Source organism: Halomonas sp. HL-93 (genome assembly GCF_900086985.1).
Taxonomy (GTDB): domain Bacteria; phylum Pseudomonadota; class Gammaproteobacteria; order Pseudomonadales; family Halomonadaceae; genus Vreelandella.
This window is the reverse complement of record NZ_LT593974.1, coordinates 2,320,771-2,336,931: the sequence shown is the minus strand read 5'-3', so window position 1 is coordinate 2,336,931 and position 16,161 is coordinate 2,320,771. Positions and strand designations below refer to the sequence as shown.

13 protein-coding genes are annotated in these 16,161 nt (G+C 57.5%); 12 read left to right on the top strand and 1 reads right to left on the bottom strand.

Going from position 1 to position 16,161, the window contains the following annotated elements:
- Positions 1-6: 6 nt before the first annotated feature.
- Genes rnc through acpS form a run of 5 tightly spaced genes read left to right on the top strand, consistent with a single transcriptional unit; the run spans position 7 to position 3,544 of the window.
- A complete protein-coding gene (gene rnc / locus GA0071314_RS10835; protein WP_074396652.1) occupies positions 7-699 on the top strand; it encodes a ribonuclease III in 693 nt (230 codons plus the stop codon).
- On the top strand, positions 696-1,595 hold the full coding sequence (era, locus tag GA0071314_RS10830; RefSeq protein WP_074396651.1) for a GTPase Era: 900 nt from the start codon (positions 696-698) through the stop codon (positions 1,593-1,595). The genes rnc and era overlap by 4 nt, the downstream gene beginning before the upstream one ends.
- An 8-nt stretch (positions 1,596-1,603) precedes the next feature.
- Positions 1,604-2,296, top strand: a complete 693-nt coding sequence (gene recO, locus GA0071314_RS10825) for a DNA repair protein RecO (protein WP_074396650.1) — start codon at positions 1,604-1,606, stop codon at positions 2,294-2,296.
- A 30-nt stretch (positions 2,297-2,326) separates the two neighbouring features.
- Positions 2,327-3,163 (top strand): pyridoxine 5'-phosphate synthase, encoded by an 837-nt coding sequence (gene pdxJ, locus GA0071314_RS10820; RefSeq protein ID WP_074396649.1) that lies wholly within the window; start codon positions 2,327-2,329, stop codon positions 3,161-3,163.
- 3 nt (positions 3,164-3,166) lie between these two features.
- Positions 3,167-3,544 (top strand): holo-ACP synthase, encoded by a 378-nt coding sequence (acpS, locus tag GA0071314_RS10815; protein WP_074396648.1) that lies wholly within the window; start codon positions 3,167-3,169, stop codon positions 3,542-3,544.
- A gap of 8 nt (positions 3,545-3,552) precedes the next feature.
- On the opposite strand, the gene GA0071314_RS10810 is transcribed toward acpS, so the two are convergent.
- Positions 3,553-6,246 carry an ATP-binding protein gene (locus tag GA0071314_RS10810; protein ID WP_074396647.1) on the bottom strand — a complete coding sequence of 898 codons (2,694 nt, stop codon included), beginning with the start codon at positions 6,244-6,246 and terminating at the stop codon, positions 3,553-3,555.
- Positions 6,247-6,341: 95 nt separating this feature from the next.
- Here GA0071314_RS10810 and cysM point away from each other — a divergent pair, with 95 nt between their 5' ends.
- The 7 genes from cysM to rluF are packed head-to-tail and all read left to right on the top strand — an operon-like array spanning position 6,342 to position 16,155.
- Complete coding sequence (gene cysM / locus GA0071314_RS10805) at positions 6,342-7,238, top strand: cysteine synthase CysM (protein WP_074396646.1); 897 nt, start codon at positions 6,342-6,344, stop codon at positions 7,236-7,238.
- Positions 7,239-8,642, top strand: a complete 1,404-nt coding sequence (locus tag GA0071314_RS10800; protein ID WP_074396645.1) for a TRAM domain-containing protein — start codon at positions 7,239-7,241, stop codon at positions 8,640-8,642. It abuts the gene before it with no gap.
- Between the two features lie 60 nt (positions 8,643-8,702).
- Positions 8,703-10,979, top strand: coding sequence for a GTP diphosphokinase (relA, locus tag GA0071314_RS10795; protein ID WP_074396644.1), 2,277 nt, complete (start codon positions 8,703-8,705; stop codon positions 10,977-10,979).
- The gene (gene mazG / locus GA0071314_RS10790; RefSeq protein WP_074396643.1) at positions 10,979-11,809 is read left to right on the top strand and encodes a nucleoside triphosphate pyrophosphohydrolase; all 831 of its coding nucleotides are present in this window, start codon (positions 10,979-10,981) and stop codon (positions 11,807-11,809) included. The genes relA and mazG overlap by 1 nt, the downstream gene beginning before the upstream one ends.
- A 37-nt stretch (positions 11,810-11,846) precedes the next feature.
- Entirely contained in the window at positions 11,847-14,495 is a 2,649-nt protein-coding gene (gene ppc, locus GA0071314_RS10785; RefSeq protein ID WP_074396642.1) for a phosphoenolpyruvate carboxylase, read from the top strand.
- Positions 14,496-14,537: 42 nt separating this feature from the next.
- Entirely contained in the window at positions 14,538-15,083 is a 546-nt protein-coding gene (locus GA0071314_RS10780; protein WP_074396641.1) for a DUF924 family protein, read from the top strand.
- Positions 15,084-15,126: 43 nt separating this feature from the next.
- Positions 15,127-16,155, top strand: a complete 1,029-nt coding sequence (gene rluF / locus GA0071314_RS10775) for a 23S rRNA pseudouridine(2604) synthase RluF (RefSeq protein WP_074396640.1) — start codon at positions 15,127-15,129, stop codon at positions 16,153-16,155.
- The last annotated feature ends 6 nt before the right edge of the window (positions 16,156-16,161 follow it).

Genomic DNA, 16,161 nt, shown 5'->3' with positions numbered 1-16,161 from the left:
GGCCCTGTGAGTACTTCGTTAACCGCTTTTTGCCGACGCATCGGCCATACGTTCGGCGATGCCACGCTGATAGAACTGGCCATGACCCACCGCAGCTATGGCGGTCGTAACAATGAACGCCTGGAATTTTTAGGTGACTCAATCGTCAACTTCGTGATTGCTGAAGCGCTTTACCAGCGTTTTCCCCAGGCGCGAGAAGGGCAGCTTTCCCGACTGCGGGCGCGTCTGGTGAAAGGGCAAACGCTTGCTGAACTGGCTAGAGAAATGACATTTGGTGAGTGCTTACGGTTAGGCTCAGGCGAAATGAAAAGCGGCGGTCATCGCCGGGAATCGATTTTAGCGGATGCGGTTGAAGCGGTGATTGGTGCTATCTATTTAGATGCGGGCATGGACGCGGTTCGTGAGCGCGTTCTGGCATGGTACGCCGAACGGCTAGCGAACATCTCGCTGCAAGATACTCAAAAAGACCCGAAAACGCGGCTGCAAGAATTTCTCCAGTCCCGACAAGCTGCGCTGCCGCGTTATGAAGTAGTGAGCGTTAAGGGAGAAGCGCATGCGCAGATGTTTACCGTAGAGTGCTATATCGATTTGTTAACTGAACACACTACGGGTAAAGGTCCGAGCCGCCGCCACGCAGAGCAGCAGGCGGCCGAAGAAGCGCTTGCCTACCTTGAAAAACGTCCTGGAGACAATGCATGAGCCAAACCTGTGGATTCGTTGCGATTGTCGGTCGCCCCAATGTCGGCAAGTCCACGTTGATGAACCGTATCTTGGGGCAAAAGATTTCAATTACCTCCCGGCGGCCTCAGACCACGCGCCATCAGGTGATGGGAATTAAAACGGAGGCGGACGCCCAGTTTATTTATGTCGATACGCCTGGCATGCACATCATGTCGAAAGATCGCAATAAAGCGATCAATCGGTTTATGAACCAGGCAGCGACCCAGGCATTGCGTGACGTAGACTGCGTGGTGTTTATTATTGACCGCACCCGCTGGACAGATGAGGACCAAGCGGTGCTCAAAAGGCTTGAGCACGTTAAGGCACCGGTGGTATTAGCGGTTAATAAGGTGGATCGGCTAAATGACAAAGGCGATTTGCTGCCTTGGCTGGCCGACGTGGGAGCCCGTCGCGAGTTTGCCGCCATCGTGCCTATTTCTGCTAAACATGGGACTCAGGTAGAAACGCTGGAAGAAGAAGTCGCCAAGCATCTGCCCGAGAGCGTTCACTATTTCCCTGAAGACCAAATTACCGATAAAAGTCTGCGGTTTATGGCAGCAGAGCTGGTGCGCGAAAAAGTCATGCGCCAGTTGGGCGACGAGTTGCCCTACCAGATGACCGTGGAAATCGAAGAGTTTCGCGAAACTGAACGCGTTACACATATCAGCGCGCTGATTCTAGTCGAGCGTCAGGGGCAAAAAGTCATTCTGATCGGCGAGAACGGCGAGCGAATCAAAAGCATCGGTCGTGAGGCACGCTTGGATATGGAGCGGGCGTTGGGCACCAAAATTATGCTTAACCTGTGGGTGAAGGTGAAACGGGGCTGGTCGGACGATGAGCGCGCGCTTAAAAGCCTGGGCTACGATCTCGATTGAGCAGGGCAATGTCAGCGGAGCCGGCCTTCTTGCTGCACCGCAGGCCCTACCGAGAAACCAGTGCGCTGGTGGATCTTCTTACGCTGCATCATGGTCGGATTCGCGCGGTGGCTCAAGGCGGTCAGCGACCATCGTCAAAGTCGCGTCAGCGTCTGCAGCCGTTTACACCGCTGTTGGTGACGTGGCGAGGCGAACGTGAACTCAAACGCCTGACGCTGATGGAGTCCCGTGGGCAGACGGCGCTGCTGGCTGGCGAGGGCCTGTTGTGTGGGTTTTATGCCAATGAAATCGCCACGCGCCTGCTGCCGTTGGAACTTCCTGCTGGGGACGTCTTTGCTTTTTATACGGCCTTGCTTGAAGCGCTGCCGGTGCCCGCTGCCCGCGCGCTCGCTCTGCGGCGTTACGAGTGGTCGCTGCTGGAGGTTTTGGACGCTACACCGCGCTTCTGTACGCCCGATGGTGGCGCACTCGACCCTCAAGCACTGTATCGCTTTGATGCATCGAGCCGCGCGTTTATTCCGGCAGCCAAGGGGCTGGATGGTCGTACTCTGCGCTATATTGACCACCATGACTGGCAGGAACCCGCTTTAGCCAACGCCTTAAAAGCCATTATGCGCGCTGCACTGGCGCCACATCTTGGTACGACGGCGTTACGCTCCCGCGAATTAATGCACGACCTCGCCAAACGTCGTCAACGCTAGGCTGTCACTTTTTTATCACCGGAGGCCATTATGCATCCACCTCGGATACTGCTCGGGGTCAACATCGACCATATCGCCACTCTTCGCCAAGCGCGTGGTACGCGCTATCCGGATCCGGTTCAGGCGGCGCTGATAACTGAGGAGGCCGGGGCCGACGGCATCACTGTGCATTTGCGCGAAGACCGCCGTCATATTCAACTGCGCGATGTAAAGCTGCTTGCTGAAGTGCTCAATACGCGTATGAATCTTGAAATGGCCGTCACCGAAGAGATGCTGACGCTAGCCGAAGAGATTCAGCCTGCCCACGTGTGCCTTGTTCCCGAAAAACGCGAAGAGCTGACCACCGAAGGTGGTCTGGATGTGGTCGGCGGCTTTGACGCCATTGCCAGCGCCTGCCAACGCCTTGCCGCCGCCGGTTGCGAGGTGTCGTTATTTATCGACCCCGACGATGAGCAAATTGATGCCGCCCAGCGTGCTGGAGCCCCCGTCATCGAATTACACACCGGGGCTTATGCTGAAGCGCGCCCCGGTAGCGAGATGGCAATGGCGGAGTACCAGCGGTTGACGGCGGCCGCAACACACGCGGTTTCACTAGGGTTAGTGGTCAATGCCGGTCATGGTTTGCATTACCATAATGTGGAAGCCATTGCGGCGTTGCCTGGGGTTAATGAATTGAATATTGGCCACGCGATTATCGCCCGTGCGCTTTTTGTTGGCCTAAAAGAAGCCGTTCAAGAGATGAAGCGGCTGATTATAGCGGGCCAGGAAGCCGGACTTATGGCGGCGTTGGATGCACACGACCACGACCACGACCACGACCACGATCATCGGCATGACGCTTCCCATAGCGGCTGCTGCGGACACTAGCGCGTGATTGTCGGTATTGGCTCTGATATTGCGCGGGTTGAGCGCTTTGCTCGGGCGTTACAGCGCCACGGGCCGCGCTTTGCGCTGCGTATATTAGGGCCCGACGAACACGCCGTTTGGCAGCAAAAATCGCAGCCCACTGCGTTTCTTGCCAAGCGGTTTGCGGCTAAAGAGGCGTTTGTGAAAGCGCTAGGTTTGGGGTTGCGCCACGGGCTGCAGTGGCGCGATATTCAAGTGCACAACGACGAGTTGGGCAAGCCGTTTCTTGAGCTTCACGGGACTGCCGCTGAAAAGGCGGCGGTCGCCGGAGTGACTACCATGCATATTACCCTCAGTGATGAAGACGACTATGCCATCGCTTTTGTGGTTTTAGAACGCTAAGTCCCCGCTTACCCTAACGAACTGCGCTGGGCGATGAGTTTGTCCATGGCGTGGTAAAGATCATCAATTAACGTATCTACATGGTCTAGCCCGCTGGTACGCAATCGGGTTTCCAACGTCTCGACTATCAGCGCCAACTCGGGCGCGCCGCAGTAGCGGCTTGCACCATTCAAGCCGTGAACGCTGTCCAGCAGGGCTTCCAGATCGCGTTGTTGAAAAGCGGCGTCCATTTCAGCTCGGGTGGCGGGCAGGTTATCGATCAGCCGCCTTAATTGGGCTCGCGCTAAATCCTCTTTGCCTCCCGCTAAGCGGGCGCCCAGCGTAAGGTCGATCACCGGTAGCGTAGCGGCTGCAGCGCTAGGCGATACCTTCTTTGGCTGCGGGGAAGACCCTTCCGGGGGGGGGATGCCCAGAAAGCGGCTTAGCAACTGCCCCAATTCATGCTCGTCAATCGGTTTGATAATCACGTCGTCCAGCCCTTCTGCTAACCAGCGTTGTCGCTCGCTGTTCAGGGCGTGGGCGGTTACCGCGACAATTGGGCAACGACTCCAGGCGGCATTAATGCGTCGTAGCGCTTGGGTCGTTTGTAGCCCATCCATTCCCGGCATGCGTATATCCATAAACACCATGTCAAAGGTGTGGTCACGGCCTATCTCAAGCGCTTTTTGACCACTTTCCGCCAGGCTGATATGCCGCCCAGGTGCTTCCAATAAAGCACTGAGCAGTTGCCGGTTTGAGGTGTTGTCATCGACGACTAATAACCGATACCCCTCATCGGCGGCGGGTAATGCCGGAAGGGGCGCGCTGGGTTGAGGCCGTGCCTCGCCGACCGGCACCAATAAATGGGTCAGCGAGGCAACCAATTGCGCGCGGGTGAATGGCTTACAGAGCAATTCACCTTTGAAGGGGAAGTCGAGCTGGGGTAGGTCAAAGCTGGAACCGTTCACCAGGACCAGTGCAGGGCACCCCGCAGCGCTGATAAGCGCCTGCCACTGAGCAAGGGCAGTGTTTTGTAAATCATCCTGATCAAGACTGATCAGCAATAAGTCACTGGTCGCGTCGCTTGAAAGCGCAACGGGAATCGCTCCCCAGCGTTCCAGTAAATGCTCAAGCACATGACGCGTCGTGGTGTGTGGCTCGTGCACGCGAATGATTGGGCCGTCAAGGTGTAACTCCGGGCGGCGTTCGTCAGCGTTTGGCGCCTGGAGGGGAAGGGTGAATGAGAATGTCGCGCCTTTGTCTAGCTCGCTCTCAACGCTAATTTCCCCGCCCATGCGTTGAATGAGCTGACGGCATATGGTTAAACCGAGTCCGCTGCCGCCAAACTGGCGAGGGTGACTGGGCTCGGCTTGGGAAAAGGCGCTGAACAGCTGTTGCTGGTGGTCTTCGCTCAGGCCGATGCCCGTATCGCTCACGCTTATATTCAGCACGACATGCTTACCCGCGTAGTGTTCCAGCATGACCCTCACCACGACATCGCCCTGGTGGGTGAACTTTAGGGCATTACTGATCAGGTTATTGAGCACTTGGTGGAGTCTGAGTGGGTCGCCGCATAGCGGTGTCGGCACATCATCGTAAACCATAGCGACCAGATGAAGGTGCTTGCGCTGGGCCTCGGGGGCGTGAAGGCCAAGAATTTCGTCCACTAACGTGACGATGTCGATATCGGCTTCTTCCAGAGTTAAGCGGTTAGCTTCCAGCTTGGAGAAATCCAGGACATCATTGACCAGCATCAGCAGGTTATCGCAGGCACGGTGCACGTGTTGCAGCCAATCGCGTTGGCGTTCATCGAGGGACGAGCGGCCGAGCAGTCGACAAAAGCCGATGATACCATTAAGCGGAGTACGGATTTCATGACTCATATTGGCCAGAAATTCGGACTTGACCGTATTGGCGCGCACCGCGCTGCGGTGAGCAAGGTCGAGCTTGATATTCTGTTCTTCGATGGTTTCCATTGATTCTTGAAGTTCGCTGGTCGCCTGTTCGATTTGCGCTTGCATATCGTGTTGGGCACGCTGTAGATGGCTGGCCAGTGCATTGATTTGTTTGGCTAGTTGGTCGAGTTCAATGGCGTTATGGGGCGTAGCCGTTTGCTCATAATCGCTCCGCGACAGGCGATATAGAGCATGACTAGCTTCTTCAATGGGACGTGTGACATAGCGGCTAATGGCAAAGGCAATCAAAAACAGGCAAAGCCCGAGGAGCATTCCCCCCAGGCTTAAACTGGCAATCAATTGATAGCGGGCAAGGTTAAGCGACTGAGTATCTATCGTGGCTTCCAGCCAACCCACCCGTGGGGCGGCTGCATTATCCATTGCGGCGATCTCAAGGGGCACTTGCAAGCGCCACACGTCATCGGTAGTTGAGAGCCGCGTGGTGTCAGGTGGTGACGAGGTTGGCGATGCGTCGGTGGTGCGTCCACGTACCAGCAGGCGGCTATTTTGATCATCAAACACGCTAACGGCGTTAACGCCTTCCTGTTCGAGGAACTGTGAGGCGTGGGTCTCTAGCTGGTCAATGTCGGTGTCCGCCAGCGCCTCTGCCATGCTTGGGGCAATGTATTCGCTGGCGCTGACAATCCGTTCTTCCAAAAGCGCCCGGGATTTATGGTCGTTTTGCACGACGAGCAGCACCGCCATGCAGGCATAAACCACGAGCGGTAGGCCAAGCAGCGCAAAAAGAAGTCGTGTGTTCAAAGACATGAAAGCAGCCTGCTGAGATTCAAGAGGGTAACCTGTCCAGTGTACGGTAGCACCGATATAATGCAGGGTAACGGTCACGATAAGGAATCGATGCGATGGATTATCCCACGTTAGAAGAGGTAATTGGCAATACGCCGCTGGTACGTCTGAAACGTATTAGCGCGGGGCGCAACAATACCCTCCTGGCGAAACTCGAAGGCAACAACCCAGCGGGGTCGGTGAAAGACCGGCCAGCGTTGTCGATGCTCAGTGAAGCAGAAGCGCGGGGTGACATCGCTCCCGGCGATACGCTGATCGAAGCCACGTCGGGCAATACCGGCATTGCCCTGGCCATGGCTGCCGCCATCAAAGGCTATAGGATGGTGTTGGTGATGCCTGAAAGTGCTTCCGAAGAACGCAAGCAGGCAATGGCGGCATTCGGGGCTAAGCTGGTGTCGGCGAGTAAAGAAGGCGGCATGGAAGAGGCGCGGGATATTGCCGATGGCATGATTGCGCGGGGTGAGGGTAAGCCGCTCAACCAGTTTGCCAATCCGGATAACCCGCTGGCTCACTACCGCACAACCGGGCCAGAAGTGTGGCGACAAACGGGCGGTGAAATGACCCACTTTGTCAGTTCCATGGGAACGACGGGCACAATCATGGGGGTGTCGCGCTATCTGAAAGAGCAAAACCCAGCGATTCAGATCGTCGGCCTGCAACCCGCTGATGGGGCGAGCATTCCGGGTATTCGGCGCTGGCCGCAGGAATATTTGCCGGCCATTTTTGAAGCGCCGCGCGTAGATGTCACGCTGGATATTGCGCAGCACGAAGCCGAAGAGCACATGCGGCGTCTGGCGCGTGAAGAGGGTGTCTTTGCGGGCGTCTCATCCGGGGGGAGTCTGGCGGGAGCGCTGCGTATCGCCGAACAAGCCGAGAATGCGGTCATCGTGTTTATTGTCTGCGACCGCGGAGACCGCTACCTCTCCACGGGCTTATTTGCCCCGGAGGTATAGATGGCCATGTTGGGTAAACGGCGGCCACCGCGTCCTGCCTCAGGGCATTCAGGATTGGCACGCCAACAAACGAGCAAGACGCCCAATCAAACGCTGCACGACGCAACTGAGCTGGTGGTGGAGCGCTTAGCCCACGATGGACGAGGGGTTGCCCATAACAGTGCGGGCAAAACGGTGTTTATCGACCAAGCGCTGCCCGGTGAGCATGTTGAAGTGGCCGTTCACCTGACTCGCAAGCGTTACGACGAAGCCCACGTCAAAAAACTGCTGAGCCCATCAGCCCAACGCGTTACGCCACCATGCCCGCATTTTGGCCAATGTGGCGGCTGCGATTTACAGCATCTGGACATAGTGTCGCAACGTGCCCATAAAGCCGAAGCCGTGCGCGATTTGTTGGCCCGCCAAGGCATCGCCATCGGCGCGATTGAGGCGTTGTACAGCGATGTGCAAGGGTATCGTCGGCGCGCTCGTTTGGGGGTCAAGGTCGATAGTGACGGCCAACCGCGGTTAGGCTTTCGTGCCGCACATTCCCACCGGCTGATCGATATTGAACGCTGCGTAGTGCTGGTGGATGCGCTACAAACCCTCATAGCGCCCTTACGTACGCTGTTGGCAACACTTGAAGCACCGCGCCAGGTCGGGCATATCGAACTGCTGTCAACGGCCACACAGCAGGTCGTGCTGGTTCGTCAATTGAAAGCCAATGCGGCTGATGCTGAGCGATGGCAGGTATTTGCCGATCAATATCAGGTCGTACTAGGCACTTGGCTAGGGCGTGAGTCGCCGGTATTGCACTGGCATGGTGCGCCACCGGTGTTCGAAGAGACGCTCAAAACGCCTGATAATAGGCCGTTAACAATAAATTTCGAGCCGGGCGATTTTTTGCAGGTCAACGCCGCGGTTAACCAGCAAATGGTCACGACCGTCATGCGCTGGCTAATGCCCTCACCAGGCCAGCGGCTAATGGATTTGTTTGCCGGTATTGGTAACTTCAGCCTTCCGTTAGCGGCGTCTGGAGCTTTGGTGCATGCCGTGGAAGGCAGCCCTGCCATGATCGAACGACTTGCCGATAACGCGCACAGAAATCGACTGAATGTGACGGGCCAGCAGGCCGATTTAAGTGATCCGGATACCGTCGCCTCATTGCTCCAGGCGCAGGCTGATCTCGATGCTCTCGTGGTCGACCCACCGCGAAGCGGCGCGGAAGTCATTTGTCAGGGATTGGCACGCTACCCGGTCCCCAAGGTGGTCTATATTTCCTGTGATCCTGCAACGCTTGCCCGCGATGCGGCACACCTTGTGCATGCAGGTTACCGCATTAAGCAAGTCGCAGTGGCGGATATGTTCATGCACACTGCTCATATGGAAACGCTGATGCTGTTTGAACACACGGGGTGTGCGTAAACGCAGTTAGCCTCGGCAGCGGTTTAGAAAACCGTTGCCTCGAATGGATGAGATATCGTCATGGTAAAAGTGCGTGAAGACCAGCCGCTAACCAACAGCGGAACGGTGGACCTAAAACAATGGTTAACGCGCCTGCAAGAAGATGTGCGTCTTCCCGAACCTGAACGTTTACAACAGGCCTGCGAGCTTGCCCAAACCCTGGAGCTAGACGCACCAAGGTCGCATCGCGTTTGGCTGACGCCGGGTTCCAGCTTTCGCATGGGCCTGGAGATGGCCGACATTTTAGGTGAGCTCAAGCTTGACCAGTCGACGTTGGAGGCGGCGGTCCTCTACCGTGCGGTGCGTGAAGGTCTGTTGAGCCTGGAGACCGTTACCAAACGGTTTGGTGGCGAAGTCGCCAACTTGATCGATGGCGTCCTGCAGATGGCGGCAATTAGCTATCCGTTGGCCCCCAACCACGGCATGGGCCAGCACAACCAGCAGGAAAACCTGCGCAAAATGCTGGTCAACATGGTGGGGGACGTACGCGTTGCGCTGATTAAAATTGCCGAGCGCACCTGTGCGCTGCGCCAGGTCAAGGATGCGCCGCGGGAGAAATGCCTCCAGGTCGCCCGGGAAGTGGCCGATATATACGCGCCGCTGGCGCACCGTCTGGGTATTGGGCAAATCAAGTGGGAGCTTGAAGACCTATCGTTCCGCTACCTTCATGAAGACGAATACAAAGCGATTGCCAAGCTGCTGGCCGAAAAACGCCTGGACCGTGATCGCTATATCCACGATGTGGTGGAAACCATCAAAGGCTTGATGGAAGCTCAGAATATCCACCATTACGATGTAGACGGGCGCGCCAAGCACATCTATTCGATCTGGCGCAAAATGAAGCGCAAGCGGATTGATTTCTCCCAGGTTCATGACGTGCGCGCCGTGCGCATTCTGGTGCCTGAAGTGGCCGACTGCTACACCGTCTTGGGGATTGTCCATTCCCGATGGCACCACGTGCCCAACGAGTTTGACGACTACATCGCCAACCCCAAGAAAAACGGCTACCAGTCACTGCATACCGCCGTCATGGGGCCGGAAAATAAAGTCCTGGAAATCCAGATTCGTACTTTTGCGATGCACGACGAAGCCGAGCTGGGTGTCTGTGCCCACTGGCGCTACAAAGGCCACGACACCAACGCCAAGAGTCGTAGCTACGAGGAAAAAATTGCCTGGCTGCGCCAAGTGCTGGAGTGGCAGGACGAGGTTGGCGGCTTTGGTGACCTGCGCGAAGGGCTGTCCAGCGACGTCGCTCCGGACCGCATCTATGTGTTTACGCCCGACGGCCACGTCATCGATTTACCCCGGATCGCCACGCCGATTGATTTTGCTTACCGCGTGCATACCGAGATCGGCCACCGTTGCCGGGGAGCCAAAATCAACGGCCGTATCGTGCCACTCACCTATAAGCTAAAAACCGGCCAGCAGGTTGAGATTCTGACCGCGACAAAAGGCGGGCCAAGTCGTGACTGGCTGAACCCCAGCCTGGGCTATGTACGCACCTCCCGCGCTCGGGCGAAGATCCAAGCCTGGTTCAAGTACCAGGCCCGCGATCAGAATCTTGACGAGGGGCGTGCGCTGTTTGAACGCGAAATGCGCCGCTTGGATGTCGATGGACTCGACCTGCCCAAACTGGCTAAATCGGTTAACTACCAGACGGCGGATGATATGTACGCCGCGCTGGGGGCGGGCGACTTGCGCATTGGGCAAGTGCTTCACCAGGCCCAGCAGCTATTTGGGGAAACCGATGATCAGGAGCAGCTCGACCGACTGTTGGCCAAGCCCAAGCGTCAGTCCAGCAAGGCGACTAAAAGCGATATTACCGTGCTCGGCGTCGGCAACCTGAAAACCAGCATGGCCAACTGCTGTCGGCCGGTGCCCGGCGAGCCCATCGTCGGCTTTATTACCCAAGGGCGTGGCGTCACCGTGCACCGCCAGGACTGCAGCAATATCCTGCAGTTGCGTCTCGATGAACCCCAACGCATTATTGAGGTGGAATGGGGCGAACGCGCCGAGACGCGCTACCCTGTGACCATTGAGATCCAGGCCTGGGACCGCTCGGGCCTGCTGCGCGATGTCACGGGCCTGCTGGGCAATGAAAAAGTCAACGTGCTGGCGGTGAATACGCTGACCGACACTGACGAAGGTATTGCGCGGCTGCGCATCACCCTGGAAGTCGATGGCTTGGAAGCGCTGGGGCGTCTTTTCTCGCGTATTCAACAACTGCCCAATGTGACCGAAGTCCGTCGCCTGCGCGACACCGACCCCGAGAAAACCACGCGTAGGGGAGGGGCCTAATGCGTTACTCGCTGGATGATTTGCTTACCCTGATGCACGTGCTGCGTGACCGCGAGCAAGGTTGCCCTTGGGATATCAAGCAAGACTGGGACAGTATCGTCCCCCATACCCTTGAAGAAGCCTACGAAGTGGCCGACGCCATCGAACGGCGCGCCTTTGACGAGCTGCCCGGCGAACTGGGCGACCTGCTGTTTCAGGTGGTTTATTACGCCCAGTTTGCAGCGGAAGAGCAGCGTTTCGACTTTCACGATATCGTCGATACGTTGACCGCGAAAATGCTCCGCCGTCACCCGCATGTGTTCCCCGACGGCACTCTGGAATCGCGCCGCCCGCCGGGCGTCAGCGCCGACGACGTGCAAACCCAGCAGGTCAATCGCCGCTGGGAGGCATTAAAGGCTGATGAGCGCGCCGAGCGATCCAACCATCAAGTGCCCTCGGTGCTTGATGACGTGCCGCGCACCTTGCCTGCGCTTAGCCGTGCGGCCAAGCTTTCCAAGCGCGCGGCTCGGGTCGGGTTTGATTGGCCTGATTCGCAGGGCGTGCTGGCCAAAATCCGTGAGGAGCTTGATGAAGTTGAAGAAGCCCTCGCCGCTGGCGATAACGTTCACGCCCAGGAAGAAGTCGGCGACCTATTGTTTGCCGTCACTAATTTAGCCCGCACACTTGGGGCCAACCCCGAGCAGTGCCTGCGCAACACCAATGCCAAATTTGAACGTCGCTTCCGTTTTGTCGAGCGTGAGCTGGCAGCGGCTGGGCAGCCATTAGCGGATGCCTCTCTAGACGAGATGGAAATTCACTGGTTGGCGGCCAAAGCCGAAGAAACCCATTGATTAATCGTTTCCGCGACCCCTGCAAGGAGGCCACGCTATGAGCCATGACTTACACGAATCGCTACGCGATAACGTGCGTATCCTGGGCGACAGCCTGGGGCGAACCATTGCCGATGATCTAGGCCAATCCTTTGTCGATAAAATTGAAACCATTCGTGCCCACGCTAAGCAGGGTCGGCAGGGTGATTCGCTACAGCAACGCAATTTGATCGAATATTTGCGCCAACTGCCCGAGCAGGATTTACTGCCCGTCACCCGCGCCTTTAACCAGTTTCTAAATCTCGCCAATATCGCCGAGCAGCACTATCGGGCACGCTTTCGCCGCGTTGAAGACTATAAGCCGGGCTCGCAGCCGGTGCTTGGCGAGCTGCTCAAACGCGCCGAGCTGGCGGGTAACTCGCCGCGCAAGTTGGTCGAAACACTGGCCAATATGCGCGTTGAGCTGGTGCTCACCGCGCACCCGACTGAAGTCATTCGCCGTACGCTGATTCAAAAGTACGATGCCATCGACGACTGCCTGACGGCCATTGAAGGCTCTGAAGACTACCCCGAGCGCGGCACCCGTGCCCAAGGGCGGCTTGAGGAGTTGATCAGCCAGGCGTGGCATACCGACGAAATTCGCCACGAGCGCCCGACACCCGTGGATGAGGCCAAGTGGGGGTTTGCGGTTATCGAAAACTCACTGTGGCAAGCGGTCCCCGATTTTCACCGGGATCTGGACAACCTGCTGCTGGATACCGCAGGCGAGCGCTTGCCGCTGGATGCCGCGCCCATTCGCTATGCGTCCTGGATGGGCGGCGACCGGGATGGCAACCCGAACGTCACGGCAAAGGTCACCAAAGAAGTGCTTTTGTTAGGTCGTTGGATGGCGGCGGACCTTTACCTGCGCGACCTTGAACAGCTCAAGACCGAGCTCTCCATGTGGAAAGCCAATAGCGCCCTCAAGGCTGAGGCAGGCGATGTGGCCGAGCCCTATCGCGAAGTGCTGAAGCGCTTGCTGGCAAAGATGGAGTCCACCCGCGACTGGGCCAAGGCCGAGCTTGAAGGTCGAAACTATGACGGCGGCGCGATCATCGAGACTCGTGACCAGCTATATGCGCCCTTGCTGGCCTGCTACCGCTCGCTGTGCGATGTGGGCCTGGATACCATCGCCAACGGTGCGCTGCTGGATACACTACGCCGGGTCGCGGTTTTTGGCGTCACGCTGACCAAGCTCGACCTGCGCCAGGAAGCCAGTCGCCATGCCCAGGTAATGGAAGAACTAACGGATGCGCTGAACCTTGGCCGCTATCGCGAGTGGGATGAAACCCAACGTCAGGAGTTTTTGCTTGCCGAGTTTGCCTCGCGGCGCCCGCTGATTCCCCGCCGTTGGGAGTGTTCGGCGGAATCCCGCGAGGTGCTTGATACCTTCAAGGTGATCGCACAGGAACATGCCGAAGCGTTGGGCACCTATATCATCTCCATGGCCGCTGAACCGTCTGACGTGCTCACCGTGGCGCTGTTAATGAAAGAAGCCAGCGGCAACGTGACGTTGCCGATTGCGCCACTGTTTGAAACCCTTAACGACCTTGACCACGCGGGCGATGTGATCGACCAGCTGCTGGCGCTGCCGGGCTATCGCAAGCTGATGCGCAACGGCCAGGAAGTGATGATTGGTTATTCGGACTCGGCCAAGGACGCCGGCCAGTTGGCGGCGGCCTGGGCGCAGTACCGGGCCCAGGAGTCGTTGGTCAATGTATGTGAACGCCATGGGGTTGATTTAACGCTATTTCATGGCCGTGGCGGTACCGTCGGGCGTGGCGGCGGCCCCGCGCATGCGGCGATTCTCTCCCAGCCGCCGGGCTCGGTAAACGGCAGCCTCAGGGTGACCGAGCAGGGCGAGATGATTCGTTTCAAGTTTGGCCAGCCGGATATTGCCCTACGCTCAATGGAGATTTATGCCTGCGCCGTGCTGGAAGCAACGCTGCTGCCGCCGAGAGCGCCCGAGCCTCAGTGGCGCGAGGAGATGGACCAGCTTTCCAAGGTCGCCCACGCCGCTTATGTAGGGGTGGTGCGCGAAGACCCTGACTTTGTGCCGTACTTCCGGGCGGTCACGCCGGAAGGCGCGCTGGGCAGGCTGCCGCTTGGGTCGCGGCCCACCAAACGCCGCCAGGACGGCGGGGTGGAAACGCTGCGTGCGATCCCATGGATTTTCGCCTGGACGCAAATTCGCCTAATGCTGCCGGCGTGGCTGGGCAGTGGCGAAGCGTTCTCGCGTCGCTTAGAACAGCCTGGCGGTCGCGAGGTGCTGCAGGAAATGCGCAATGAATGGCCGTTCTTTGGTACCTACCTGGACATGCTGGAGATGCTGCTGGCCAAGGCCGACGTGGCGATTTCGGCCTACTACGAGCACCGTCTGGTGGACGAGCCCTCCCTCAAAGCGTTAGGTAAACAGCTACGCGAACGCTTTGCACGGCTGGAGGAAGCCGTGCTGGATATATTGCAGCAGCAAGAGCTGCTGGAAAATACCCCGCTAATTCGCCAGGCGATTGATGTTCGCAATCCCTACATCGACCCGCTCCATGGTCTTCAGGCAGAGCTACTGCAGCGTAATCGCGATGCCGATGGGGCGATCAGTGCCGATCTCTCACGAGCACTGATGGTCACCATGGCGGGCATTGCCGCCGGTTTGCGCAATACAGGTTAAGTTTTTTATTTCCACAGCGTTTATTACGACAAGGAGGCGTCAATGAAGTCGGATGCTCAAGCGGTACTTGATTTCTGGTTTGAGGAATTAACGCCTGTTCAGTGGTTTAAAAAAGACCCTATGATGGATCAGGCGATCCTCGAGCGGTTCGGCGCTCTGCATGCTCAAGCGGCCGCCTGCGAGTGCTACGCTTGGCGGCAAACGCCCCAAGGGCGGCTCGCGGAGATCATTGTGCTGGATCAGTTCTCGCGTAATATCTACCGCGACGATGCCCGCGCCTTTGCCACCGATGCGTTGGCGCTGGCGCTTGCTCAGGAAGCGGTGGCCGCTGGCGCCGACGCAGAGCTTTCCAGCAATCAACGGGTGTTTCTGTATATGCCCTATATGCATAGCGAGTCGGCGGTGATTCACGAGCGGGCAATGGCGCTTTATAACCAGCCGGGGTTGGAGAACAACCTAGATTATGAAGTGCGTCACAAAGCCATTATCGACCGTTTTGGCCGTTACCCGCACCGCAATGCGCTACTGGGGCGAACGTCTACCGATGAGGAACTGGCGTTCCTGAAGCAGCCCGGTTCGTCTTTCTAAGTTTTTAACGCTGCATTTATCCCTTTTAGCCACATGGCGTTCTATGTCGTTACGAAAATCTACCCGCATCAATAAATACATTAGTGAGAGCGGCCTGTGCTCGCGGCGGGAGGCCGACCGCTTTGTGGAACAGGGCAACGTCTGGATTAACGGCCGCCGGGCGACCACGGGTGATCAGGTGGTGGCGGGCGATCGGGTCAAAGTGAACGGCCAGGATATCGAGCCGCAGGAAGAGGAGGATTTGGTCCTCATTGCGCTCAATAAACCGGTGGGCATTGTCAGCACCACCGAGTCGAGCGAGAAAGACAACATTGTCGATTTTGTAAAACACGGCACGCGTATTTTTCCCATTGGTCGGCTGGATAAAGACTCCCAGGGGCTGATATTGCTCACCAATAACGGCGACTTGGTGAATAAAATCCTGCGTGCCAATAATCAGCACGAAAAAGAATATCGGGTAACGGTCAACAAACCGATCACTGATGACTTTATTCAAGGGATGCAAAGCGGGGTACCGATTCTTGGTCAGGTTACTAAAAAGTGCCATGTGGAGAAGGTATCCACGTTCGAGTTCACCATTACGCTGGTGCAGGGCCTGAACCGCCAGATTCGCCGCATGTGCGATTACTTCGGCTATGACGTTACCCAGCTTATCCGCACGCGCATCATGAATGTATCGCTGCAGGGATTGGCGTTAGGCGACTGGCGAGACTTAACGCCGAAAGAGATCGCAACGATTGAGGCGTTAACAGCAAGTTCAGAGGCTAAGCCCGCGCCGCCACCTACTGCAAAGCGTTCTAGCGGCCAGAAAAAAACGCGAAAAAGTGCCGCTGCTAGGCCAGGAAAGGGCGGTAAACCCGGTGAAAAAGCGTTAGGTAAAGGCGCAGCGAAACGCAGTGCCACCGGTTCGGGGCGGGCCAAACCCAAAAGCGCTGGCGGTAAACCAGCGCTTAAGGGCAAGTCGAGTGGTATGCCTTCTGGCAAGAAAGCCGCGGGGCGAGGCAAGCCTGGCAAGGGCGTTGCTGGCAGAAACAAGCCTATGAAAGGGAAGGCCTCTGCGCGCCGAAAGTAGTCGTTC